At 59.3% G+C, this 26700-nt stretch carries 14 protein-coding genes and 1 pseudogene; 9 read left to right on the top strand and 6 right to left on the bottom strand.

Going from position 1 to position 26700, the window contains the following annotated elements:
* Positions 1–15 precede the first annotated feature (15 nt).
* A complete protein-coding gene (locus tag BF12_RS0115910; protein WP_339378978.1) occupies positions 16–612 on the bottom strand; it encodes a gluconokinase in 597 nt (198 codons plus the stop codon).
* Positions 613–783: 171 nt separating this feature from the next.
* Between BF12_RS0115910 and BF12_RS20565 the strand changes: the two are divergent.
* The 7 genes and pseudogenes from BF12_RS20565 (at position 784) to betT (ending at position 13687) form a co-directional block, all read left to right on the top strand.
* A pseudogene (locus BF12_RS20565) lies at positions 784–2219 on the top strand (GntP family permease).
* A gap of 351 nt (positions 2220–2570) precedes the next feature.
* Entirely contained in the window at positions 2571–3923 is a 1353-nt protein-coding gene (locus tag BF12_RS0115900; protein ID WP_169734542.1) for an efflux RND transporter periplasmic adaptor subunit, read from the top strand.
* Entirely contained in the window at positions 3920–7045 is a 3126-nt protein-coding gene (locus BF12_RS0115895; RefSeq protein WP_024953120.1) for an efflux RND transporter permease subunit, read from the top strand. The genes BF12_RS0115900 and BF12_RS0115895 overlap by 4 nt, the downstream gene beginning before the upstream one ends.
* On the top strand, positions 7042–8457 hold the full coding sequence (locus BF12_RS0115890) for an ATP-binding protein (protein ID WP_024953119.1): 1416 nt from the start codon (positions 7042–7044) through the stop codon (positions 8455–8457). The genes BF12_RS0115895 and BF12_RS0115890 overlap by 4 nt, the downstream gene beginning before the upstream one ends.
* Before the next feature lie 52 nt (positions 8458–8509).
* Positions 8510–9253, top strand: coding sequence for a response regulator (locus BF12_RS0115885; RefSeq protein WP_024953118.1), 744 nt, complete (start codon positions 8510–8512; stop codon positions 9251–9253).
* Positions 9254–9608: 355 nt separating this feature from the next.
* The gene (locus BF12_RS0115880; RefSeq protein ID WP_024953117.1) at positions 9609–10718 is read left to right on the top strand and encodes a Spy/CpxP family protein refolding chaperone; all 1110 of its coding nucleotides are present in this window, start codon (positions 9609–9611) and stop codon (positions 10716–10718) included.
* A gap of 935 nt (positions 10719–11653) precedes the next feature.
* A complete protein-coding gene (gene betT, locus BF12_RS0115870; protein WP_024953115.1) occupies positions 11654–13687 on the top strand; it encodes a choline BCCT transporter BetT in 2034 nt (677 codons plus the stop codon).
* A gap of 117 nt (positions 13688–13804) precedes the next feature.
* Here the strand turns inward: betT and BF12_RS0115865 are convergent, their stop codons facing one another.
* The 3 genes from BF12_RS0115865 to ptsP are packed head-to-tail and all read right to left on the bottom strand — an operon-like array spanning position 13805 to position 19703.
* Positions 13805–15604 (bottom strand): PTS fructose-like transporter subunit IIB, encoded by a 1800-nt coding sequence (locus tag BF12_RS0115865; protein ID WP_024953114.1) that lies wholly within the window; start codon positions 15602–15604, stop codon positions 13805–13807.
* The gene (locus BF12_RS0115860) at positions 15601–16710 is read right to left on the bottom strand and encodes a 1-phosphofructokinase family hexose kinase (RefSeq protein WP_024953113.1); all 1110 of its coding nucleotides are present in this window, start codon (positions 16708–16710) and stop codon (positions 15601–15603) included. Before BF12_RS0115860 ends, BF12_RS0115865 begins: the two co-directional genes overlap by 4 nt.
* A complete protein-coding gene (ptsP, locus tag BF12_RS0115855) occupies positions 16710–19703 on the bottom strand; it encodes a phosphoenolpyruvate--protein phosphotransferase (protein WP_024953112.1) in 2994 nt (997 codons plus the stop codon). The genes BF12_RS0115860 and ptsP overlap by 1 nt, the downstream gene beginning before the upstream one ends.
* 293 nt (positions 19704–19996) lie before the next feature.
* Between ptsP and cra the strand changes: the two genes are divergently transcribed.
* Entirely contained in the window at positions 19997–21007 is a 1011-nt protein-coding gene (cra, locus tag BF12_RS0115850; protein ID WP_024953111.1) for a catabolite repressor/activator, read from the top strand.
* A 41-nt stretch (positions 21008–21048) separates the two neighbouring features.
* Here the strand turns inward: cra and BF12_RS20560 are convergent, their stop codons facing one another.
* Entirely contained in the window at positions 21049–23439 is a 2391-nt protein-coding gene (locus tag BF12_RS20560) for an ATP-binding protein (protein ID WP_156941199.1), read from the bottom strand.
* Positions 23440–23645: 206 nt separating this feature from the next.
* Positions 23646–24284 (bottom strand): putative pterin-binding protein, encoded by a 639-nt coding sequence (locus BF12_RS0115840; protein WP_024953109.1) that lies wholly within the window; start codon positions 24282–24284, stop codon positions 23646–23648.
* A gap of 240 nt (positions 24285–24524) precedes the next feature.
* On the opposite strand from BF12_RS0115840, the gene BF12_RS0115830 reads away from it, so the two are divergent.
* Complete coding sequence (locus BF12_RS0115830) at positions 24525–26669, top strand: metallophosphoesterase family protein (RefSeq protein ID WP_024953108.1); 2145 nt, start codon at positions 24525–24527, stop codon at positions 26667–26669.
* Positions 26670–26700 lie beyond the last annotated feature (31 nt).

Genomic DNA, 26700 nt, shown 5'->3' with positions numbered 1-26700 from the left:
CGTACGAAGTGCAGCTTACGCATCCACCACCGTGTGAGACTGAGCCCGGATACGCGCGTCGAGCTGCACGACCAGTTCATCTGGGCTAGCACTGATATCCACCTGATAGAGACGCTCTTCCTCACCATTCGGTGCCTCGAGGGTCGCCAACTGGCTATCCAGCATCGAGGCACCACGGAAGAAGTGGTCCTGACGCGCTTCCAGGCGTTCAAGCAACAGCTCCCGCGAGCCATCAAGAAACACAAAGCCCAGCGCATCATCCCCACCACGCAACTGGTCGCGATAGCGACGCTTGAGCGATGAGCAAGCCAGTACCAGGCTGCGCTTCTCGCATCGGGCATCCTCGATCAGTTCGGCCAGCCGCGCCAGCCAGCCATGACGATCATCGTCATCCAATGGGATACCTCGCGCCATCTTGGCCACATTTTCCTCGCCGTGATAATCATCGCCATCGATGAATTCCGCCTCCAGTTGTGCCGCCAGCTGCTGGCCGATATGCGACTTCCCACAGCCGGAGACGCCCATCACGATCAATCGCACACCCTCTGCGGGCAAACGATCACGCTCAGACATCGATGAGAGGGATGATGATGGGTCTACTTGCGGCTGCATGTAACGAGCTCTCCCTGAGAGGGTTCCATGCCCTTCGATGAGGGCAATACCATGGGTCATACGTGAGAATAACGCAGATCGAGAATCATCCATGCCGTTTGCTTACAGCGACATGCACCTTTCGGATCATTGCGCAGGCGCTTATGTTACCGGTAACTTTCATCCTGCACGATGAAACACGCCTTCCACAATACGCCTTTGGGCAGTGACCACTTCCCGGGTCATTGCCAGCCGCAAGAGTTCGCCATCATGTCCCCAGATAGCACCCTCGTCCTGGCCGCCCTCGGCGGCATTCTACTGCTGCTGTATCTCGTCATGCGCTTGCGCCTGCACGCCTTTGTGGCACTGCTGGTCGTCAGTCTTGGCGTCGGCCTTGCTACCGGCATGCAGCCGGAAGCCATCATTGATTCCGTGACCAACGGCATGGGCAATACTCTCGGCTTTGTTGCCACCGTGGTCGGCCTTGGCGCCATGTTCGGCAAGATGCTGGAAGTCTCAGGCGGCGTCGACCGCATGGCCAACACCCTGCTGGGCCGCTTCGGCACTTCGCGCTCGCAGTGGGCGCTGGCGCTGACCGGCTTTCTGGTCGCGATCCCCGTCTTCCTCGATGTCGCTTTCATCATTCTTGTGCCACTGGTCTATGCACTGGCGCGTCGCAGTGGGCGCTCGTTGCTCTATTACGGTATCCCGCTGTTGGCTGGCCTGGCCGTCACTCACTCTTTCATCCCGCCGACACCGGGGCCGATCGCGGTCGCCAAGCTGATCGGCGCTGATCTCGGCTACGTCATCCTGTTCGGCGCCCTGTGCGGCCTGCCCGCAATGATCGTGGCCGGCCCGATCTTCGGCCGCTTCATCGCGGCGCGTATCGATGCCAAGATCCCCGAATACATGGAGAACACCGGCAGCGCGATGAGCGATGAAGACATCGAGACCCGCGCGCCGGGCTTCGGACTGATTCTCTCCATCGTGCTGCTACCGCTGGCATTGATCGTACTCAATACCGTGTCGGGCGCCATCTTCGGTGAAGACAGCCACTGGTCGGCTGGCTGGGCTTTCTCGGCCATCCCTTCGTGGCACTGAGCCTGGCGACCTTGATGGCCTTTACTCTGCTCGGCACCCGTCGCGGCATGACACGTGAACAGGTAATGGAAGTTGCCACCAAGGCGCTCGAGCCGGCCGGCATCATCATCCTCGTCACCGGTGCCGGTGGTGTCTTCAAGCAGATGCTGATCGACTCTGGCGTCGGTGATGTACTCGGCAACCTGATGGCCGACAGCAACCTGCCACCTATCCTGTTGGCCTTCCTGATCGCCACTGCCGTCCGTGTGATCCAGGGCTCTGCGACCGTGGCAATGATCACTGCTGCAGGCTTGATGGCACCGGTGATCAGCACGCTGGGTCTGTCCGGCCCTGTATTGGGCCTGGTGGTGATCGCGATCGCCAGCGGCGCGACAGTCCTTAGCCACGTCAATGACTCCGGCTTCTGGCTGGTCAGTCGTTACTTCGGACTGACTGAAAAGGAAACATTGAAGAGCTGGACAGTGATGGAAACCCTGATCGGGGTGATCGGCGTCTCGATGGCACTACTGATCGGGCTATTCGTATAAATTTCTAGCACCTTCAGCAGTCTTCAGGCACTCCCATCGGGTATCCAAAGATCGCCTGGCTCAACTAAAGTCCGCCTGAACTCTTCCCAAAAGACTGTCACCTTGCGTGGCAGTCTTTTGGTTTCAATCAACGACAATCCCTCGCCTCCTCCCTTCCTTTGCTTCCTCTTTTCTGCCTTCATGAAAGGCATGCTTTCATACGTTGCACGCTATTTCCCTGATTAAAACGACAAGATAATGGCATCATGGCACCCTTCATTATTCCGCCTGTTTCCTTTCGCATGATCGCCTGCCTCTGTGCGCTCGATAAGTGCGCATATGGGTCCTGGCCCTTTTCTGTCCGGAGTCCGCATGGACACTAGCCCTGAACCGTCTACGCCTTCTTCACCGCCCGTCTCTGCCGAAAAGACACCCCCCACATCGCGGCGTCTCATGTGGCTGCGCCTGCTAGCCGTGATCATTCTCGCACTGGCCGTGGCGCTCGCTGGCTGGTGGATGACGCATAGCCCCAGCGCGCCAAAGCGCGCAGCCGTCGAGGCACCTGTCCCGACGGTTGAGGTAGTGACGGTGAACCATCAGTCGAGCGCCCCGCTGCTTGAAGGCTATGGTCGGGTCATTGCAGACCGCGAAACCACGGTCTCGACCCGAGTCAGCGGTCGCCTTGCCCCCTTCGCAGACGGTGTAGAAGCGGGACGAGAAGTGAAAAAGGGGCAGTTGCTGGCCAGTCTCGACAAGCTGGATTACCAGCTGGCACTGCGACAGGCAGAGGCAGATCTCACCACCGCAGAGGCAAGTCTGGCGTCCGAACGCGGTGAACAGATCCGCGCTGCATCCGAGTACAAGACCTTCGGCCGTTCACTCCCTGCGGCGCAAAAAGCGCTGGTACTGCGCGAGCCACAGCTCAAGGCAGCCGTGGCAGCTGTGGAAAGTGCTCGCGCCAATCGTGATCAAACGAAAGCCAATCTGGAGCGCACCGATATTCGCGCGCCTTTCGATGGCTTGATCAGTGAGCGGCTGGTAGGTGAAGGCAGTGATCTCAACGCCTTCACTGACTTGTTGACGCTGGTCGCCTCAGACCGTTTCTGGGTGCGCCTCAACTTGCCGCAGGACGACATGGAATGGCTCTCGACTCACGCGCGTGATGGTCAGGGCACGCCAGTACTGATCTCCAGCAAGGCATGGCCCGAGGGACAGCATCGACTCGGCGAGGTCTGGAGCGTACTGCCGTCATTGGAAGACAATGGTCTGCTGACCCAAGTGATGGTGGCCGTAGATGACCCGCTGGCCCTGAGAGTCTCTGATGAGGCACGTACCAGCACCCCAGCACTGCGTATTGGCGATGTTGTCGAAGCCAGTCTAAGCCCGACACGCACAGCGTCATTGATCGAACTGCCGATCAGCGCGCTGCGCAGCAATCGTGAAGTCTGGGTGCTGACACCTGACGACCATCTCGAGAAGCGCAGTATTCAACTGCGCCATCTCGGCAATGACAGCCTGTTGGTCGCCGACGGCCTTACAGACGGCGAGCGCGTCATCACCAGTGCGCTGAGTAGTGTCGAGGCAGGTATGGCGCTGCGTGCCCGTGGTGATGAGAAGAAAGACCCCGAGCCCACACCGGACGCTGATCAACAAACCAGCAAGCGAGCCGAGAATCCGGTGGGTGGCCAGTCAGCCACCACCTCGACCACAGGAAGCGAGTCATGACGGTACCGTCTCGCCTCAAGGGCCCGATCAGCTGGATGCACGACCACGGTGTCGCCGCCAACCTGTTGATGCTATGCCTGATCCTCGGTGGTCTTCTGATGTCGAGTCAGATCAAGAAAGAGGTTTTCCCCTCCTTCGAACTCGAGATCATCAACGTCAGTGTCAGCTATTCCGGCGCGACGCCGGATGAGGTTTCCGAAAGCCTGCTGCAGGCCATGGAGTCCGCAGTTCAGGACGTGGAAGGTATCGATGAGATCACCGCCACGGCCCAGGAGGGCCTGGGTTCGCTGTCCATTGAGCTTCAGGACGGCATCGAGACCATGCGCGCCTATCAGGACATTCAGCAGGCCATCGACAGCATCACTACCCTGCCGGATGAATCTGATCCGCCGGTCTACTCACTCGCTGGCCGCTCACGTAGCGTGATGGAGCTGAAGCTGCATGGCCAGACTGATGATCAGACACTGCGCAATGTAGCAGAGCGCCTGCGTCTGAGCCTGCTCGACAGCAGTGATATCACCAAGGTAGAACTGACGGGCATCCGTGATCGTGAAGTTCATGTCGCGCTTGATGAAGGCGCGTTACGTCGCTACGGCCTGTCGCATCAGGAGGTTGCCAGCCTGATCGGCAATCAGGCCCTGAACCTGGCCGGCGGCAGTCTGGACACCCAGCAGGGCGAGTACCTGGTGCGCTATGAAGCACGTCGCGACGGTGCGGTCGAGTTTTCGCAGCTGCCCGTCATTTCGAGCCAGGAAGGTAATGTCATTCGACTGGGCGATATCGCCATCGTCAGTGACGGCTTTTCCGATAGCGATAAAGAAGTGCTCTACGACGGTGAACCCGCCATTGGCCTCGACATCTATCAGGTCGGCAAGCAGACCCCCACCTCGCTCTCCGAGGCGACCATGGCCATGTTGCCGGAGCTGACTACCAGCCTGCCGCGCGGACTGACCTTAAGCGTCGAGGACGATGACTCGCTGATCTATCAGGATCGTCTGGAACTGCTGCTCAAGAATGCCTGGATGGGACTGGCACTGGTGCTGGTGCTGCTAGGGCTGTTCCTGGAAGCGCGCCTGGCCTTCTGGGTAACACTGGGTATTCCGACCGCCTTCCTTGGTGCGATGCTGTTCCTGCCACTGGTGGGCGTCTCCATCAACATGATCTCAATGTTCGCCTTCATCATCGCGCTGGGCATCGTGGTGGATGACGCGATCATCGTCGGTGAGAACATTCACTCGCATCGTGAACGTGGCGCGAGCATGCGTGAGGCCGCCATCTTGGGAGCGCGTGAGATTGCGGTACCGCTGGCCTTTTCGATTCTTTCCAACATCGTGGCCTTCATTCCGCTGCTGTTCCTGCCTGGCTTCCTCGGGTTGGTGTTCGGCATCATCCCGCTGGTGGTCATCAGCATTTTCGCGCTGAGCTGGATCGAGGCCATCTTCATCCTGCCGGCGCATCTGGGGCACACCAGTGAGAAACCGATTCGCTGGTTGGCACCGCTCGATCGCGTTCGCCACGGCGTACAGCGGCGCCTGGAGCACTTCACTCGCCATCGCTTCCAACCGTTTCTGGAGCGCTGTCTCGACTATCGTGGCTTGACCGCTATCTGCGGACTGGCACTCCTGATTTTGGCGCTCGCGTGGATGGCCAGTGGACGACTCGGCTTCTCACTGATGCCGCGCGTAGAGTCCAATCGTGCCGGTGTCACCGCCAACCTCCCGGTCGGCAGTCCAATCAATCAGGACCGCGAAGTTCGCACCTTGCTGCTCTCTGCACTTGATCGCGTACGTGCTCGTGAAGACAGTCCCGACATCTATTCCACCAGTGCCGAGATCGAAGGCAACTCGCTGAGCATCATTGCCAATCTGGACACCACGGTAGAAGGCAACTGGTCGCCCTCGCAGGTGATTTCAGCATGGCGCAAGGAAGCCGGCGCCATCGCCAATACCGACTCGCTACTGTTCGAGTCCGATATCGGTGGCCCCGGCCGTGGGGCCGGGCTGACGATTCGCGTGTCTTCCACCGACGACACTGTCTTGATGGATGCAGCACACGCGCTGAGCGTGGCGCTGGGTGACTACAGCTCACTCTCTGATATCGATAGTGGCCTGGATGATGGCAAGCGCGAGATCTATCTCAAGCTCAATGCCTATGGTCGCTCACTGGGACTGGATGGTGCGACGCTGTCTCAGCAGCTGCGTGGCCCGCTCTCCGGGGCCACGGCGCTCAAACAGCAACAGGGCCGCAATGAGGTGGAGGTCAAGGTGCTGCTGCCAGAAGCACAGCGTGCCAGCCTTGCACAGCTCGAGAGCTTCGGTATCCAGACAGGCGATGGCGTCAGCGTGCCGCTGGGGCTGGTCGCTGATATACAGCAGGGCCGAGCGGCCTCCAGCATCTTGCGTATCGACGGACGCCGTGTGATCGAAGTCACTGCCAACGTCACCCCCTCGGATGCCGTCAGTCAGGTAATTACCAGTCTGGAGCAGGAAGTGTATCCGCAGCTGAAAAGCCAGTATCCGAGCCTGAGCATCGGCTATGGTGGTCGCCAGGAAGAGACTGCCGATAATCTGGGGTCACTCAAGATCTCGCTGCTGCTGACACTGGCGGCGCTCTATCTGCTGCTGGCATTGCCCTTCCGCAGCTATCTGCAGCCATTGCTAGTCATGTCCGCCATTCCGTTTGGCTTGATCGGCGCCGTCATTGGTCATCAGTTGATGGGGTATGGCCTGTCGGTGATCAGCTTGATGGGCATGCTGGCGTTGTCCGGCATCGTCATCAATGACGCGCTGGTATTGATCGACTATGCCAACCGACAACGTCTCGCAGGGGCCAGCCCTCGTGAGGCGATCCTACAGGCCGCGACGCGACGGCTGCGTCCTATCCTGCTGACTACCCTGACGACTTTCTTCGGATTGGCGCCGATGATCTTTGAAACCTCGCGTCAGGCGCGCTTCATGATTCCCATGGCGGTTTCCATTGGCTTCGGGATTCTCTTCGCGACAGTGATTCTGCTGATACTGGTGCCGTCGCTGTACCTGCTGCTTGAAGATGCACAGAACATGTTGCGGCGCCTGCTGGGACTGGCGCCACGTACTGATCGGCAGGAGGAGCACTCCACATGATTCAACGCCTGGCTTCGATGCGTTCGCGCCTGTCGATACGTCTTTTCGTCACACTCTTGATCGCCAATGCCGTGATCGGTACCAGCATCTACATGTTTGTTTCACACAGCATGGACAAGGGTTTCGTGGATTATCTGAAACGCACTCAGAAGGAGCGCGTCGAGGTCGTCTCCAATGAGCTCATCAACAATTACCGCTTGTCAGGTGACTGGCAGTGGGTGAAGGACCGCCAGGCCTGGAGACGCATCATCCATTCCGAGGCGACGATGCCCATGCCACCTCCTGCCGCGGAAGATGTCGGTCGGCCGCAGGATTACATGCTGCTGAATGCTAATGGCAAGCACCTGAATGGCCCACCTCGGCCCTTGCCCGGCATGCGCTTCGTCCCGCTGAAGGTCAATGGCCAGAAGGTCGGCGAGCTGGGCTATCTTCCGATCGGCGTGGTACTGAGGCGTAGCAAGGACGAATACCTTGATCGTCAATCGCGTAATCTGGCGATCATCATGCTGTCCTCCACCTTCGCTTCTCTGCTGGCCGCAGCTGGCATCGCCTGGTGGCTGGGGCATCGCGTACGAGACCTGGCGAGTGGTGCCAGCCGCCTGACCGCGGGGGATTACGCCACGCGTATACCAGTGCGTGGACGGGATGAGCTGTCGCGCCTGGCAGGCGACTTCAATGCCTTGGCCGCGACACTTGAGTCCAATCGCGACTCACGGCAGCGTTGGGTCAGCGATATCTCGCATGAGCTGCGCACGCCGCTGGCGGTACTCAAGGGCGAGATCGAGGCCATGCAGGATGGCTTCCGTCCGATGAGTCAAAGTAGCCTCGGGTCACTTGTTCAAGAAGTCGATGCTCTCAATCGACTGGTCTCTGATCTACGCCTGCTAGCGCAGAGCGATGCTGGCACTCTTAATGCGTGGCGGGAGCCGTTAGCGCTCGACAGCCAGCTCGTCGATAGTCTCGACGATTTAAGTGGCTGGCTGGATGATGCCGGCATTCACCTCGAGACCGACATCAACCTGCCGCTGCAGATAAACGGTGACCTACAACGCCTGCATCAACTGTGGAGCAATCTGGCCAGTAATACCCGCGCCTATACCGATGCCCCAGGGGTGCTGAAGGTCAGCCTGCACCGCGAATCCGCGCGTACTGCAGATGGCGAAGGCCATCCGGGCTGGGCGGTGGTGCGCTGGGAGGATTCAAGCCCCGGTGTACCAGCGGCGGAACTCTCTCACCTGACTGAGCGCCTATACCGCGTCGAGAACTCGCGCAATCGCACCAGCGGCGGTTCAGGACTGGGACTATCGATCGCCAGTGCGTTGGTAGCAGCACATGATGGACAGCTCATCCCGGGCCAGTCATCACTGGGCGGACTGCGCTGGGATATTCGCTTGCCGCTACTGGCCAGCTGATCACCGCTGCTTTCCACGCCCCGTCATTTTTTATCTTCAAGGATTCCTGAGCATGAGCGACGTTCACACCGACACCCACGATGCCCAGTCACAGACTCAGAAACCATTGGTTCTGGTGGTCGAAGATGAGCCCAAGATCGCCAGTCTGCTCTGCGACTATCTCAATGGCAGCGGCTATCTCACGCGTCACATCGATGATGGCAATGCCGTCATCGCTGCCGTCCGTGAAGAGACACCTGCGCTGGTGCTGCTTGACCTGATGCTGCCGGGCACTGATGGCCTGACGCTGTGTCGCCAACTGCGCGCTGAAAACAGCCTGCTGCCCATTATCATGTTGACGGCACGTGTCGAGGAAGTTGACCGCCTGCTGGGATTGGAGTTGGGCGCAGATGACTATATCTGCAAACCGTTCAGCCCGCGTGAAGTCGTCGCCCGCATCAAGGCTGTCCTGCGTCGCAGCCAGGCACTCGATCAAACCCTGTCCGACACTTCCGACAAAGGCCAGCTGCGCCTCAATGAAGATGGCTGGCAAGCATTGGCCGATGATCAGGACCTGGGCTTGACCGCCGTCGAATTCCAGCTACTCAAGGTAATGATGCAGTCGCCAGGGCGTATCTTCTCCCGCGACCAACTGATGGACCACATGTACCGTGACCATCGCATCGTCTCCGAGCGTACGGTGGATTCCCACATCAAGAAACTGCGCCGCAAGATTGCCAGCATCTGGCCGGAACGTGACGTCATCCGCTCCATCTATGCCGTTGGCTACAAGTTTGAACCTGACGTGCTGGAGTGATCGCACCGTTACCAACACCTTGACGCTGGAGAGTTGGGTCACGAGCATTTGACCAACAACCTTGCAGAAACATGACAACTGGCGTCTGTGACCACAGACGCCAGTTGCGTTTTTGTTGCACCTGCAGTGCCGATTTTGTACCTGTTGTGTAGAGATACTGACGTCACTGCCGCAACACAGCGGCCATCCCGCCAAGAGGACAGCACGATCCTCCTCAAGGCTTCTGTAAAAAGTACTGGCACGACATCACGCTACGAAGTTCGTCACATCACTGCACGATTTCTCTCTATTTACGTACGACAGTGACATGACTGAATGATGCTCGGCCTTTGACTTTCGACACACGGAGTACGCTATGAACCGCATCTCTCGCAAGCTCATCGTTTCAGGTCTTCTCACCGCTCTGGCACTGCCGATGACCGCTATGGCCGCCAGCAATGCAAAGACATCCGAGCACGACGCCTCCAGCCGTAAAGCAGGCATGGAAAAGATTCTAGCCAGCTGGAACCTCAGCGACGAACAGCAGCAACAGCTTGATGAGCTCCAGCAGCAGCGCATGGAAAGCCGCAAGCAGATTGAAAACCAGACATTTGATTCTCGTGAAGATCGTCGCGCCGCCATCAAGGCACAACGCGACCAGAGTGCCGCTGAAATGGCCAAGATTCTCGACGAGAATCAGATGACGGTGCTCACTGCCTACTGGAATGCCGGCAAGCACGACGGTAAACATGGCGGCGGTAAGCACGATGGCAAGCAGCAGGGCCACAAGAAAGACGGCGGCAAGGCCGGTGGCAAGCATATGGTCGACAACGACGGACAACGTATGGCGCTGATGGGGGCACTGTTTGACAGCTGGAACCTGGATGACAGCCAGCGCGACAGCCTGAAGGATTCCTTCACGTCCATGCGCGAGGATATGAAGGCGCTCAAGGACACTGATTTCGACTCACGTGAAGCACGCAAGGCTGCCTTCAAGACACTTCGCGATACTCAGCATGAGCGCTTGAGCAAGGTACTCAACGACGACCAGATCAAGGTGCTGGATCTCATGCACCAGCGCGACAAGCGCGGGCCGAAGATGGCAGAACGTCAGCAGAAAGAAGGTATGAAGGCGCTGCTGGCTAGCTGGAACCTGAGCGATGAGCAGCAGCAAGCGCTCAAGGACATTCGTGATGAAATGCGCGACGACATGCGTGACAGCATGAAGCAGGCACGCGCTGACATGCAGGAAGCCAAGCAGGCGGGTGAAGTGGCCGAAGGTCGCAAGGCTCAGCATGAAAAGATGCGTGAAGCCGGTCTTGAACTACGCAAGGAAGGCCGTGACAAACTGGCCGATGTCCTGTCTTCCGAGCAGCTGGATGCACTGGAAGCCTTCATGGATAACGGCATGCGCCATCACGCTGGACAGAAGCATTCAAATGGCGGGCATGCTACCCAGTCAGTAGAACAGGCACCTGAAGCCTGAGTCGCTATCTTACGCGACTCGATATCGAGTGCATCTCGAGTAAGCGACTCGCGCTCCAACAGCAGACATGACGGCATGATCTGAAAAGTCGAGCGCTATTTCGCCTAACCCACGACGCCCCGAGCACATTTTTTGTGCTCGGCGTCGTCGTTTTCAGTGATCATCTCACAAACCTCGTCCGTCACTTGAAGGCACTGCCAAAAAGCCGCTGTCATGCGGGTTATAGACTATTTTACTTGCGGTAATCACGCTTTTTACTCGGACAGGAATTGCATTGAAAACGACATATATATAAGAAAAACCAACATGCAACCCTACACATTTCCACTCAAGGGGTTATATTTTCATTGAACAATCAATTAAAATAATTCTGCGAGGCCTTGAGCATTACGCAATGTGATAGTGGAGTCACGCTTTCCTGACTGCTGAGCCCCTGGTAGACAGGTAGATGGGCAGGTGCATGCAACCGTCACAGGAAAGCGGACCCAGAATGCTGTATATGTCGTTTTCCATCTGGCAAGCGTACACATTCTGAAGCTCGACAGCTTTCCAATGCGCCTCTCTCTGCAGCAAGACGCAGTGAGCCGTAACGAAAAGCATAGAGACGTCCAATAACACTTGCGGAGCGTTCAAGGTAACGGGCCTGGCTACTTCCCCACAGCCACGTGATAGCGGCGCTACTTCTGCTTTCCAGCGTTTCGACGCTGCCCGCGAATTGCTCATCATTTGCAGTTCTCGCTTACCGATACGTCATGCAGACATGCCGCATCGGTCGCCACCACCGTCGTTTCGCGTTCGGCCACAGCCTGAGCGAAGCACGGTGCGTGCCGTTCGTGTCCGTCTTTTTTTGGCGTTTTCCAGACAACGATGTCATTGGAAGAACGATCAAAAAAGCACTACGCACGAGTGAAACTTCCCTCTGACAGGAGTTCCTCATGCAGAAACCTGCTTCCGCCGAGAACGCATCTCCGTCCTCGAGTCGCATCAACCCTACCGTCTTCTACGGCTCCATCATCGGTATTCTGGGCTTTCTCGCCTTCGCGATGTTGTTCACCGAGCAAGCGGACAAGTGGATCGGCAGCGCACTGGTCTGGACCATCGACACCTTCGGTTGGTTCTACATGCTGGCCATCGTCGCCTATCTGGTATTTGGCGTATTGATTGCCTGCTCACGCTTCGGACGGATACGCCTGGGGCCGGATGACTCGCGCCCCGAGTTTTCGCTGATGTCCTGGGCAGCGATGCTGTTTGCCGCCGGTATCGGTATCGACATCCTATTCTATTGCATCGCGGAGCCGCTCTCCCATTACGTTGCGCCAGTCACCGGAGACCCGATGACCCAGGTCGCGATTCGCAATGCGATGGTCGAGACCTTCTTCCACTGGGGTCTCTCCGGCTGGGGCATCTATGTACTTGCCGGTATGTCACTGGCCTACTTCAGCTATCGCCATCGCCTGCCGCTGGCCATTCGCTCGGCTTTCTATCCACTGCTCGGGAACCGCATCAATGGCCCGATCGGTAACGCCGTCGATATCTTCGCGATCATTTCCACCGTGTTCGGCATCGCCACCTCGCTGGGCATCGGCGTCATCCAGCTGAACTACGGTCTCAAGTTCATGCTGGGCATCCCCGAGAACATCGCCGTCCAGGCCGCTCTGATCGTGGGCGTGATGGTACTGGCAACCATTTCGGTGGTTACCGGTGTCGAGAAAGGCATCCGTCTGCTGTCTGAATTCAACATGCTGCTCGCCACCGCGTTGTTGATTTTCGTACTGGCTGTCAGCGATACCTCCCAGCTACTCAATGCGCTGGTACTGAACATAGGCGACTACTTCACCCAGTTCGTCAGCAAGAGCTTCGACACCTACGCCTACACGCCGGATACCGATGAGTGGATGAGTTCCTGGACCCTGTTCTTCTGGGGCTGGTGGATCGCATGGACACCGTTTGTCGGCCTGTTCCTCGCACGCATCTCACGTGGTCGTACCATTCGCCAGTTCGTCTTCGGTGCACTGCTGATTCCGCTGAGCTTCATGATGGTCTGGATGAGCGTGTTTGGTAACGCCAGCATCGACATGGTCGCTAACCAAGGCGTCACCTCACTGGCCACCGAAGCACTGAATGCACCGCAGAACACCATCTATACCTTCCTGGAGCAGCTGCCGCTGTCAGGCATCACCACCGCAGTCGTGGCGATTCTGGGCATCGTATTCTTCGTGACATCAGCTGATTCTGGTGCGCTGGTACTGGCTAACTTCACCTCCATTCTCAAGGATGTGAACCACGATGCGCCGATCTGGCTGCGTATCTTCTGGTCCGCCATCATCGGTCTGCTGACGCTCGCTCTGCTGATGGTCGGAGGTCTCGGCGCGCTGCAAAGTGCCGTGGTCATCACCGCCGTACCCTTCTCCATAGTGTTGATCTTCATGATGATCGGGATGTACAAGGCACTGATGATCGAAGACCGCAAGGAAAACGTGCGCCAGGACAACAGCTGCGTCTATGAAGGTGTCGACTGGCATGAACGTCTGGATCACGTGCTGGACTTCGCCCAGAGCGGCAGCGCCGAAGCGACACTCAAGCGCTCTGTCCGTCCGGCACTCAACCAGCTGGCCGAAGAGCTCACCCGACGTGGCCAGGTGTCGACCGTCACGGAAGAGCAAAGTGACGATGAACCGCTGCCGCGTGTGATGCTGGAAGTCGAGTTCGAGGACGCCTCCAACTTCGTCTATCAGGTGCGCTCCATACGTCAGCAGACACCGAGCTTCATCGATGCCAATGACGACTACTACCTGCGTCTGGCAGTCCACCTTTCCGAAGGGGGTAGCGGTCAGGAACTCAACGGCCTGTCGCGCGCTCAGGTACTGGATGAAGTGGTTACTGCCTACCAGCAGCATCTGGCCTTCGTACGTCACGATACGGTCAATGAAGCACCTGTGATGCCGGGCGTGATCGGCAAGCAGTCCTGATAAGGACTGCGCTACCTGAGAGCCCACAGGGGAAACCTCTGCGGGCTCTCAGACACTAAAAAGCCCCGCTCGGGTAACCGAGCGGGGCTTTTTAGTGTTCAGCTGCAAGCACCCTTCTCAGCTCACGGCAGCCGTCTCGACCTGCTGTGCGCCCTTCTTGAGCATGGCATAACCGATGCCGGTAATCAGGGTGCCGGCCACGATGGCTCCCAGATACAGCAACGGCACATTGATGGCATTGGGGATCAGCAGTACAAACAGGCCGCCATGCGGTGCGACCAGCTTGGCACCGACCAGCATCGACAGCGCGCCAGTCACTGCACCACCGGCCATGCAGGACGGAATCACGCGCAACGGGTCCTTGGCAGCGAAGGGAATCGCACCCTCAGAGATGAAGCACAGCCCAAGCACGAAACTGGCCTTGCCAGCTTCACGCTCCGGCACGGCAAACTTGTTGCGCGCGATGAAACTGGCCAGCCCCATGCCGAGTGCCGGCACCATGCCTGCCGCCATGATGGCCGCCATCGGCGCGTAGGTTTCGCTGGCCAGCAGGCCCACACCGAACGCGTAGGCAGCCTTGTTGACCGGTCCGCCCAGATCAAAGCACATCATCGCACCCAGCAGGATGCCCAGCAGCACGGCATTCGCCGAACCCATCGATTCCAGATAATTCGTCAGTGCCGACATCAAGCCTGCCACGGGCGTCCCGACGACATAGATCATCACCAGACCGGTGATCAAGCTCGCCACCAGCGGGATGATCAGAATCGGTTTGAGCGATTCGATCGACTGCGGCAGCTTGACGTAACGGCTCAGGCCGAGCGCGGTATAGCCCGCCAGAAAACCAGCGATGATGCCGCCGAGGAAGCCGGCATCCAACGTGGAGGCCAGCAAGCCGCCAATCATGCCGGGTGTGATGCCCGGACGGTCAGCGATGGAATAGGCGATATAGCCGGCCAGTACCGGAATCATCAACTTGAAGGCTGCACCACCGCCAATCTGCATCAGTGCTGCCGCCAGTGTCCCTTCCTCCTCGAAGGCCTTGATACCGAAGATGAAGGACAGCGCAATCATCAAGCCGCCCGCCACTACCATCGGCAGCATGAAGGACACGCCAGTGAGCAGATGCTTATAAGGGCCGCGTTTCTCGCCCTGTTGCTGACCACTGCCCTGCTTTTCACCGCCTGCCGGCTGTACCTGTGCGCCTTCGAAGGCCTCTTCAATGGTATCGCGCGGCTTCTTGAGCGCCGTGCTGGTAGAGGTGCGCCAGACGCGTTTACCGGCAAAACGGGTCGGATCGACCTCGATATCGCAGGCCAGAATCACGACATCGGCGTCCGCAATTTCCTGCTCGGTGAGCGCGTCCTGTGCACCAACTGAGCCCTGGGTCTCGACGCGCGTCGGATAGCCCAATGCACGCCCTGCCTCGCTCAACGCCTCTGCCGCCATGAAGGTATGCGCTACCCCCGTCGGGCAGGCCGTCACGGCCACGATGGACGGCACGGACTTGGCGGCTGTCTGAGTAGTCGTCCCTACATTTTCAGGCACGGCGCTGCTCAGACCAGATTTCGTCAGATCAATACTGCCCAGATCCGCGCTTTCCAGCCGACGAGCACGCGACTCCGCCATCGCGAGGAAGGCTTCGGGGTCCGGCAAGGCCTCCTCGATGGAGGCAACATGCACCTGCATACCCACGAAACGCTCAAGCCCGGCACTCGCGACAGGCGACGCTGCCACGATCACCAGCTCGGCGGCGTCCAGCTGAGACTCGCTCAGCGTGATGCCAGCCTCAAGCTCGGAATGCATGTCGATGACAGGATTCCAACCATGACGACGCGCGGCCTGTTCCAGACGGCGCGCTGCCAGGAAGGTAGTCGCCATGCCACTCGGGCAGGCGGTGACGATAATGACGTTCATTGGCGTGACTCTCCGGCTGTCTCGACATCGGCAGGCGCCAGTGTCTCGATGCTGGTGTGTTGTTGGAGGAATTCAAGCTGGGAAGCGAGCGGATTGCCCGGCCCCGGGTGCGTCACTGCTTCGGCCGACAAGGCCGTCGCAAAGCGCAGTATCCGTTCGCGCGTGGCGGGCGAGGCCACGGGATGACACAGCACGCCATGCAGCATGGCTGCCAGCAGTGTATCGCCAGCGCACACGGTACTGACTACCTGCATGCGTGGCGGACGGGCACGTAGCGTTACCGCATTGGGGCGGGTCCACAGCACGCCTTCTGGCCCAGCGGAAATCAGTGCTTCACGAATGCCGTGATCGACAAGCTGCATCAGGGCACGCTCACGGGCGGCGTCGCTGTCCAATGGCTCACCTGCCCACAACGCTAGCTCCTGCTCGTTGGGCTTGACCGCCGTCGGGCATGCCGCAAGACCCGCTTCCAGCGCCGCACCACTGGTATCGAGCCAGCAATCAACTGACTGAGCGCGTACACGACTCACCAGCGACGCCAACTGCATATGCGTAATACCCGGCGGCAGGCTGCCCGCGATGACCACTGCAACGCCATCAACACTGTCTCGTTGAGCGATCCACTCATCAATGCGGGCTTCAAGACGCGCGAATGCATCAGCATCAACCTGCATGCCGGCCCCATTGATATCGGTGACACGCCCACTGGTTTCACCGAGTTTGACGTTGATACGCGTTGCGCCTGACACACGTTCGAAAGCGTCTGTCAGGCCCCAGGTCGAGAAGGCGGCAGTGAAATCGGCCTGATTGTCGCGGCCCAGAAAGCCGGTCAGCGTGATCGGATGCCCGAGAGAAGCCAGTACCCGTGCCACATTGATGCCCTTGCCGGCAGCTTCCAACTGATTACCATCTGCGCGATTGACCTTGCCCAGCGTCAGACTGCTCAGTGTGATGGTCAGGTCCAATGCCGGATTGAGCGTCACGCACAGCACCGGACAGCTGCCCGCATCACGTACCAGCTTGTCTGTCAGTTCACCTGTCAACTCATCTACTGCACCTGTCAGTGAAGCCGTGCCATTGCTCATGTTCTTCGCTGCACCAGCCATCACACCGACTCCTGATTGAGAGTATCCAGTGACGTGCCCTGTGCGGTGTCAGCATGATCGAGCAGCGTATCCAGCGCACTGCGCACGTCTTCGGAGGTCGGTTGAATCAGCGCGACACGCGCCTGCTCACGCGCGGTGGCCAAATCCAGCTCGCGGACACGTGCCTTGACCAGCGGAATCTGGCGACTGGATACCGACAACTCATCCACGCCCAGCCCCACCAACACCCCCACCGCCTGATCATCGCTTGCCAGCTCACCACAGACGCCTACCCAGGCGCCGTGGGCATGGGCAGCGTTGACGGTCATCTCGATCAGACGCAGCACTGCGGGATGCAAGCCATCGGCCTGTGCTGACAACGTGGCGTGGCCACGGTCGATCGCCAAGGTGTACTGAGTCAGGTCATTGGTGCCAACGGAGAAGAAATCGACTTCCGGCGCGATGCTCGCCGCCGTCAAGGCAGCGGAGGGGATCTCGATCATCACCCCCACTTGCACATCACGCTGAGGCGGCTGACCATGCTCGGCCTCATGTGCCGCGTCCAGCTCATCCCGCACGCGATCAACGATCACACGAGCAGCACGTAGCTCGGCGAGGTCTTTTACCATCGGGAACATCAGCCGGATCGGACGCGAACCCGCCGCTGTCAACAGCGCCCGCACTTGTGTCTCGAGCACTTCAGGGCGAGTCAGCGCTAGGCGAATGCCGCGCAGGCCCAGGAAAGGATTGTCTTCACGCGGCAGCGGCCAGTAGGACAGCGGCTTGTCGCCACCCACATCCAGCGTGCGTGCCACCAGCGGACGACCGTCAAGCGCATCCAACGCCTCGCCGTATTGAGTGATCTGAGTCGCGAGATCCGGCGCTTGCGGGTGCGCCATGAACACGAACTCGGTACGTAGCAGACCCACCCCTTCTGCGCCGCGTTCAACCGCATCACCGGCATGCGCGGTGTTGCCAAGGTTGGCCACGACCTCGACATGATGACCATCACGTGTCATTGCCGGCGCCATGCGGGATTCCCACGCGGCGGCCTGACGCTGCTCACGGCCAGCGATGGCCTCTTCAGCCCGGGCGCGGCGACTGGCAGAAGGCGCGACGCTGACACGACCCCGCTCACCGTCGACGATCAATTCAGTACCATCGGCAATCGCCAGCACGCTCTGCCCTGCCCCGACCACCGCCGGAATGCCCAGTGAACGCGCCAGGATCGCACTATGCGAGGTCGCGCCGCCCAATGCCGTCACCAACCCGCGCACGCGCGTGGTGTCCAATCGTGCAACATCGGAGGGGCCGATATCTTCCGTCACCAGCACGTGCGGCGTTTCCGGCGCGCTCGGCAACGGGGTTTCTGTCAGCACGCCCAGTACGCGACGCCCGACATCCCGCAAGTCAGCGGCACGTTCGGCCAGCAGCCGGTCTGCCAGGTTTTCCTGCGCGCGGGCGGCACTGTCGATGGCCGACCACCAGGCCGCTTCCGCACTGCTGCCTTCTTCAAGGCTTTCACGCGCGGCGACGAACAGCTCAGGGTCACCGAGCATCTCTTCGTGCATCGAGAGGATCTCGGCCATCTCGGCACCTTCAGCACGATTGACCAACGCCTGCAGCTGCAGGCGAGCCTCCTGGATTCCGACCTCAAGGCGCGCGACCTCATTGTCAGCGCCCGCGTCACTGCGCGCAGAGTAATCAAAGCGCGGTAGACGCATCACCCAGCAAGGGGCAATCGCCATGCCCGGCGATGCGGCCACCGCAGGCACTACACTATCCGCAGTCGGTGCCTCGACATCAGACGTCTGCCCTGCTGACTCAATCACGGAAGTGCCTGCCGTCGGGCGCTGGTCGGCCAATGGCTCGACCGCTTCTCCCAATCCGGCCTGTACAGCCGCCACCATCATGGCCAGTGCTGCCTCGGCCTTGGCCTGATCCTCAGTCGCGGCACTGAATACCAACGCCTGACCACGACGCGCCCCTAGCCCCAACACCTTGGTCAAGCTCGCAGCACTGACGACACCATCACCACCCTCTTCAAGGCGCAGCGAGGGAATGACACCGTGCCGTTCACCGGCATCTCGCGCAGCCTGTACCAACTGCTTGGCGGGCCGCGCATGCAGTCCATGCGCGTTAAGCAGCGTCACGCGCACCACCTGTGCCGTAGCTGATTCTCCCGACAGGCGGGCCAACAGTGCAGCGGTAGAGAGGCCCGGCAGGCGGTCACCGCCGCCGTCTTCCAACAAGATCAACAGGCGTTCGAGCAGCGGCCTGTGGTGTTGCCCTTGTGAAGGCACACGCGCCAGACAGGCCAGTGCATTGATACGCCCGTGGCGCGTTTCCAGCGATTTCTCGGGCGTCACCACAGCAAGCCCAGCCTGCAACACGTCCTGATCTGACTGTACCAGCCAGATGCCCTGACCCAGTGCACGCGGCTCAGCCGATAACATGGCGCTGATGAAACCATCGCCGACACAGCCGGCCTGACGCAGTCGTGCCGCCGCCGCCAGTACCAGCTCATCACGATCACGCGCAGGGAAGCCTGTCAGCACGGTATCGGCATCAAGTCGCGCCGGCTTCACCTCTTGGCCCAGCTCGGCGAGAATCTGCTCCGGCTCACTGGCGGTCGCCAGACGTTCACTGACGCCGTCACGATCAAGTACACGCGTCAGAGCACGCAGGATGTCGAGATGCTCATCGGATTGCGCCGCGATCGTGACCAGCAGAAAGACACGATTGCCATCGTGCCACTCAACGCCGTCGGGAAACTGCAGCACACGTACTCCGGTGGACAACACCGCATCACGACTGTCCGGCGTACCGTGAGGAATCGCGATTCCCTGTCCTAGATAGGTCGAAGACTGCGCTTCGCGAGCCAACAGGCCTTCACGATAGGCCACTGTTGCACGCCCACCCGCCACCAGCGCATCGGCAGCCTGCTGCAAGGCATCACGCCAGTCAGTGGCATGGGCGGCGAGGAGAATATCCTCTCGATCGAGGCTGAGCATGGCAGGCTCCTTGAGGCCCCTCTCACAGACGGGCGCTAATGGGGTGGCGTGAATCGCGCATGATGGTGACAACTAGATGAATCGTGTCACCTAATAGATTTCATGCTGGAGGGTTTACGACATTTTATCAAGTAGAAAGCCGCTAGAACCCGCTATTCTCATACTATACATTGGCCGTAGACCCGCCTGTGGTGGGGGATGGCGCCAATGATTTGCACCAAGCCTCACAAATACGCATCATCTTGTGAACGGTGTCGCGGCAGGCGACCCACTTTCCCAGCAAGGATAGCGGCATGACCCTGGCAGAAATCGCTCGTCTCGCAGGCGTCTCAAGAACCACCGCCAGCTACGTGGTCAATGGACAGGCACAGGCCCGACGTATCAGCCCACAAACGGTGGAGCGAGTCATGGCCGTGGTGCAGCGCCATCACTATCGTATTGATGCGCAAGCAGCGGCGCTACGACGTGGTGCAAGCCGCACACTGGGCTTCATGCTGCCAGACCTGGAAAACGCAAGTTACGCACGCTTGGCCAAGCTGCTGGAGCGTGGCGCACGCGAGCGTGATTACCAGCTATTCATCGTCTGCTCTGATGATATGCCGGACACCGAACGCGAATTGGCACGCATGCTCAAGGCACGTCGAGTGGATGCTCTGATCACGGCCAGCTGCCTGGCACCGGATGATCCCTTCTATCGTGAACTAGGACTGGATGGCTTCCCGGTCATCGGCGTTGACCGTGCACTGGATACGCGTCACTTCGCCAGCGTCGTCAGCAACAATGAAGACGCCGCACGTCAGCTGACCGCTGCCGTACTGGAGCACTCTCCCGAGCGACTATTGTGGCTGGACGCACTGCCGGACATGGAGATTTCAAAGGAGCGGGCCCGAGGTATGCAAGCGGCTCTCAAGACCTACCGTGAGGCAGAAGGTGCGGAGATAACAGAAACGACGCTACATGCCGCGCGCTATGAACGCGATGCCGGCGCCAAGGCTTTGGAAGCCTATCTTGAGCATTCGCCAATGCCGGAGGCTATCGTGACGGCTTCTTATACGCTGATGGATGGCGCACTCGATGTACTGTTCAGCCACGGCACACCGGCTAACCCGCCCAAGGCGATGGCCAGCTTTGGCGATGACCGCTTGCTGGACTTCCTACCGCTGCCAATCCACTCGCTTCCCCAGTGCCATCAACGCATTGCCGATACCACACTGACGCTCGCACTGCAGGCCATCAAAGGAAAAACCACGCCTGGCGTGACTCTGGTCGAGCGTGAGCTACGCAGACGCCAAGCCGTCACGTGACAAGGCCACCAACGCCAATCGCGTCAAGGGGTTAGTGAGCATCAGGCATTGTCCATCACACGGTGATCACGAATCTCGGCCAGCAAGGCAGTGGCGGCAGCCTCGATACGCGTACGTGGTGCATGCACGGCGAGCTGCTGCTCCAATAGCTGGGCTGCATCGCTCAGAAGCCCGTAACCCAAGGTGGCTGCACTCCCTTTCAGCAAATGTGCTTCATGACGAAGCTGGGCGAGATCCATACCATCCAGTGCACGTCGGAGTCGCCCTATTTGCTGATCCAGCTGCTCGCTAAAGGCCTTTTCCAGCGCTGCGATGCTATCGGCATCCAGCTCATCATGCAGCCCCCCAGCAGGTGAGGGGCTCATATTTCTCTGGTGCGGCAAGGCTGTGTACGGCGCTGCCGCTGTCTTGGCCTTGCTCAAGATGGGTGAGGCTTTCTCAAAAGATTCTACCCTCGGAAATCCTTTCTCAAAGCGACCCACTGTCGAACTCTCTTCCTCCCAGTGTCCTGTCTCGTAACGCCAGGCTTCCAAGCCCTCTTTCTCGAAATACCTTGCTGCATAACGTTCGGTCTCGAATGGCTCAACCCGCCAGACTCCCGGCTCATTACCAGCAGCCTGCCAACGTACCAGCATGTTGGCGAGCTGCTGACGCCGCATGGGCTTGGACAAGAAATCGTTCATACCCGAGGCCAGACAACGGGCACGCTCACCTGCTTCGACATTCGCCGTCATGGCGACAATCAAGCTAGGCGGGCGTTCTTCGCTACGCTCCAATGCGCGCCAGCGACGCGCGACCGCAAAGCCATCCAGCTCGGGCATGCGCAGGTCGAGCAATATCAACACGACGTCAGGGTGGCTTGCGTACCAGGCCAACGCCGCTTTTCCACTATCAACCGCAGCCACCGAATAGCCCAATCCGGCGAGCATTGCACGCGCCACTTCGCGATTGATGTGGTTGTCATCCACTACCAGCACCTGCTCGCCGTGACTACTCGACAACGTGCTTGAATCATCCAGCTGCTTGAGAATACTTGACGTCCGCGTCAACGGTAGCTCGAACCAGAAACAAGCCCCTCTGCCAGTGCGCCGCTTGACGCCCAGCCGGCCTCCCATCAGCTCAACCAATCGACGTGAAATTGACAACCCAAGCCCGGTACCGCCAAAGCGTCGTGCCGTCGACAAGTCACCCTGCGTGAAGGGCTCAAACAGATGAATGGCTTGCTCATCACTGATACCGATGCCCGTATCATTCACCTCAAAGCGAATACGACCCGCAGGCAATGCCTCGATCTTCAGGCTGACCTGGCCTTGCTCGGTAAACTTGAAGGCATTCGAGAGCAGATTGAGCAATACCTGGCGCAGACGCACCGAGTCACCCATCACGTGCTCTGGCAGCAGAGGAGAACGACGATCAACAAAGACCACTCGCGTGTCATCCATCTGCGGTAGCAGCAGATCAATCACGCCATTGATCGCCAGGTGGAGATCAAATGGCCGTCGCTCGATACTCAGCTTGCCGGCTTCAATCTTGGAGAAATCCAGCACGTCATCGACCAGCCCCATCAAGACTTCACCACTATCACGCAAGCTAGTAGCGTAACGACGCGCACTGGGTTGCAACGGCTCGGCAAGCAACAGCTCACTCATGCCGATCACCCCATTGAGAGGTGTGCGAATCTCATGACTCATGGTGGCCAGGAAATCTGATTTGGCACGACTGGCCTGCTCGGCGCGCGCCGCTTCGTGCTTGAGAGCAGAAGACAGCATCAACAACTGTTGGCGAGACTCCTCACGTCCACGCGCCTGCAACCAGACCTGCCGACTGACCATCAACGTAGCCAGCAGCATCAGGCCCAGCAATAGCAACATCAATCGGATAAGCTGGTCACGCTCATGGCGCTCGGCAGTCAGCTCCTCAGCCAATCGCGCTCGCACGCGCAGCAGGAGGGATTGAGTGGAACGGCTGACAGCATCGCTTAGTACCTGCAAGTCCTTGACGCTGGCCGTATCGGGCTCGGCATCAGCACCACGCCAAGGGGCCAGCCGCGTATCGATATAATCGATCTGGCTCATCACCTCGTCGGCCAATAGCGGCACCGCCGGTAACGTCAGTAGATGGCGCTGGAAGTCACCGCGTCGGAAAATATAGGTGCGACTGTAGAGCAGCTCGTAGGTCTGTAATACCTGCTGCCAGATCAACGTACGCTCAGGCTCCGTGGCGCGAGGATAACGGGATATCGTCGATGCCAGACTCATGGCTTCCCGATCCAGCTTGTAGATGGTCCAGACGGCGTCATCGCGCGTGCGATCTTCCAGCCGCACCTGGTTATGCAAGATGATGCTGCCCACCCCCAACGCGGCCAGCAGGAAGGCAATGCTGATGGCCATGCCCAGCCAGAGGGGCCAGCGCGCGGGGGCAGGAGACGTCAAGACATCCGTGGCATCAGGTGATGACGCGGTATGTGACGCCTCCTTTTGCTGATCAGGTAAAGGTAATGATGAGTCCGGCTGCCGCTTCACTGCATGACTCCCGGTTCAAGGGCTAGCTGACAAGCACGCCTGCGACAACACTGCAGCGTCTTGCGGCGGAGTGCTGAAGGGAAATGGCATCGAATGGAAAAGAGGCTCTAGTGCTCTCATTTGAGACTTAACTCATTGACCTGCCAAACACTACGGAAGCGCACCTGCTCATTGAGCAGTTCAGGGTGAGCATCGAAAGGATAAAGAATGAACAGCGGGCCGAGATCACGCACTGCCATGCGCTGACCATCACGCTGCGTGGCGAGCAAGACGTCATAGTCTTCAATATCACTGATCGGAATATCGGCGGAAAAATCATTGAGTGCACTGACAGTCAGCAAGGTGACGTTACCGGCCACACGGTGAATCAACTCACGTACCAATGGGCCAGTGAAAGTGACACGTCCCTGTGTCCAGGGAGTGTGAGTGGCCATCACGCGAGATGGCAAGGCATCCAGCATGTCCATGTCGAAATGTGCCTGGGGCAAGTCAACAGTCCCGGCATTGCCACAAATAACGGCGCCTTTGATTGTCAGTACGACGGCCCCCTTGGGAGCCGGCAAACAATCATTACCCGCAAGAGAGTGGCGCTCACCGGGCATGAAGGTCGTCTCGGCAGCAGCTGTCTGACTTATCATCCCGGCCAGCATGACCATCCCGAATGTGAAAACACGCCATACGCATGTCTGGCGCAGACAGCCTTGAACAAACTCGCTCCACGCTAGTGGCGGGTAACCTGTCGACTGCTCATTCATGCCTTTTTCCCATGCTATTCTGCGAACGCCAAGCCCGCATGCTGCGCCAACTTTACGCTAGCAGGCCTGCATGTTGCGAGTATGTGCCGCGAAGCAGTAAAAGAAGATTCGCCAGCACCTTCTCGTCAATCTTCTGATGCTGATAGCACATTGCACTCATGCTCGCTCACGCTGTCCATGTCTCTAACTCCCCCACTATCGTCGTGCTTACCCTTGCCATCAGCCGAGTCCGTTTCATCAATGCCTGATTCTTACACTCCTCTCGAGACAAAAGACACCCTGCCCCGTGTACTGGCTGGACCAATACTGCGGCGTGTCACACCTGAAGGGGTCATGCTCTGGCTGGTGACATCACGCCCACAACAAGCGCGCGTCTGGCTATTGCCCGAACATGACGATGAGCCACTGCACCTGGGGGGAAATCATCTCCCCAGGCATGCGAGCTGCACGCTGACAGAGCATCTAGCGATGCCGCTTGGGGCACATGCCTGGCTGATGCTGATCGAAGCGCACCCTGCCACTCCCTTGCCAGTAGACACGGCCATCGCCTACGAACTGGCATTGGCCGAGCGCGCATCGGATACCGTCTCAACAACGCTCGATTGGCACGGCATCGCCGACTGGGGGCCCGATATCTGCTACCCCGGCGAGCCGCTGCCACGCTTTCGACTGCCAGCCACACTGTCACGCATTGCACATGGCAGCTGCCGCAAGCCACATCATGGCCTGACCGAGAAAAAAGCTCGCCAGCAGACGGACAATGGCCATCCTGATACCCCCGGCAATGAGTCCGAAAGCGTCGATGGCCCGGCAGGCGATGGCTTGGTGGCACTGGATAACTGGCTGGCCAAGCGCCGCGATGACACTCGCGAATGGCCAGAGGTGATGCTCTTCACGGGGGATCAGATCTATGCCGACGATGTCGCCGGCCCGATGCTGGGCGCCATCGACCAGCTGATTGCCGGGCTCGGCCTGCCAGAAGAGACGCTGATGGGCGCCGAAGTGTCGGATACTCGTGAGCTGCGCCAGCATCCCTCGCACCTCTACCACCGTCCGCAGTTGCTGCCCGACATGCCTGCCAACGAGGGGCTGGCCGCCAGCTTCTTCGGTGCCAAGCGCAAGCCCATCTTCACCTCTACCGGTGCTGACAATCACCTGATTGGCCTGTCGGAAATGATCGCCATGTACCTGCTGGTGTGGTCTGACGTGCCGTGGAAGGCATTGAGCATCGAACTGGAAGACCCGAAGGCACTGGAAAGTCACGCCGAGGCCACCCGTCAGCGACATGCGCAGGAGGCCAGCCATCTGCGGCGCTTCCGCGCCGGACTTGGTCAGGTGCGTCGCCTGCTGGCCAATGTCCCCAGCCTGATGATCTTCGATGATCACGACGTGACCGATGACTGGAATCTCAGCGCCGCTTGGGAAGAAGCCGCCTATGGCCATCCTTTCTCGCGGCGTATCATCGGCAACGCCCTCACCGGCTATCTGCTGTGTCAGGGGGCGGGTAACGGCCCTGAACCCTTGCGTGACCTGCTGGAGGAGGCGACGGCACTGTTTAACGACGCCTTGCTCACGCCGGCGGAGTACGCTCTGACACCGTCAACATCTGCCATCGGCTCGACAGAGGAACATCATTTCGATGCAGACCGTCAGGATGCGCTGATCACGAAGCTGGAGCGCTGTGAGCGCTGGGACTATCAGTTGGATACCACGCCCGCGCTGATAGTGGCGGACACTCGCACCCGTCGCTGGCGCAGCGAGCGCAACCTCGCCAATCCATCCGGACTGATGGACTGGGAGGCACTGTGCGACCTGCAACAACGCCTGGTGGAACATCGTGCCGTGGTACTGGTGTCAGCGGCGCCCATGTTCGGCGTCAAGTTGATCGAATCCATCCAGAAACTGTTCACGCTCGCTGGCAAGCCACTGATGGTCGATGCCGAGAACTGGATGGCGCACCGAGGTGCGGCCAGCGTGATGCTCAACATCTTCCGCCATTCACGCACGCCGCAGCACTTCGTGATTCTCTCCGGCGATGTGCATTACTCCTTCGCCTACGACGTGCGCCTCAAGCATCGTCGTTCGAGCCCGCACGTCTGGCAGATCACCAGCAGCGGCATCCGAAATCGCTTTCCCGTTGGCCTGCTCGACGTGCTCGATCGCCTCAACCGCTGGCTGTATGCGCCCCGCTCTCCCCTCAATCTGCTGACGCGGCGGCGCAACATGCGAATCACGCCACGTCGTCATGATGCCGCCAGTCACGGTGAGAGACTGCTGAATGCCTGCGGTATCGGGCTGGTGGATCTCGACGCCGACGGACGGCCAACGGCGATCCGCCAGCTCACGACCAGCGGTGAGGAAATTCACTTCCTCGCACGGCGCTGATCCATCCTGCAATGATCAACGTCTCACTGGC

Origin of the sequence: Cobetia crustatorum (assembly GCF_000591415.1) — a bacterium.
Taxonomy (GTDB): domain Bacteria; phylum Pseudomonadota; class Gammaproteobacteria; order Pseudomonadales; family Halomonadaceae; genus Cobetia; species Cobetia crustatorum.
This window is presented reverse-complemented; position numbering and strand designations above follow the sequence as displayed.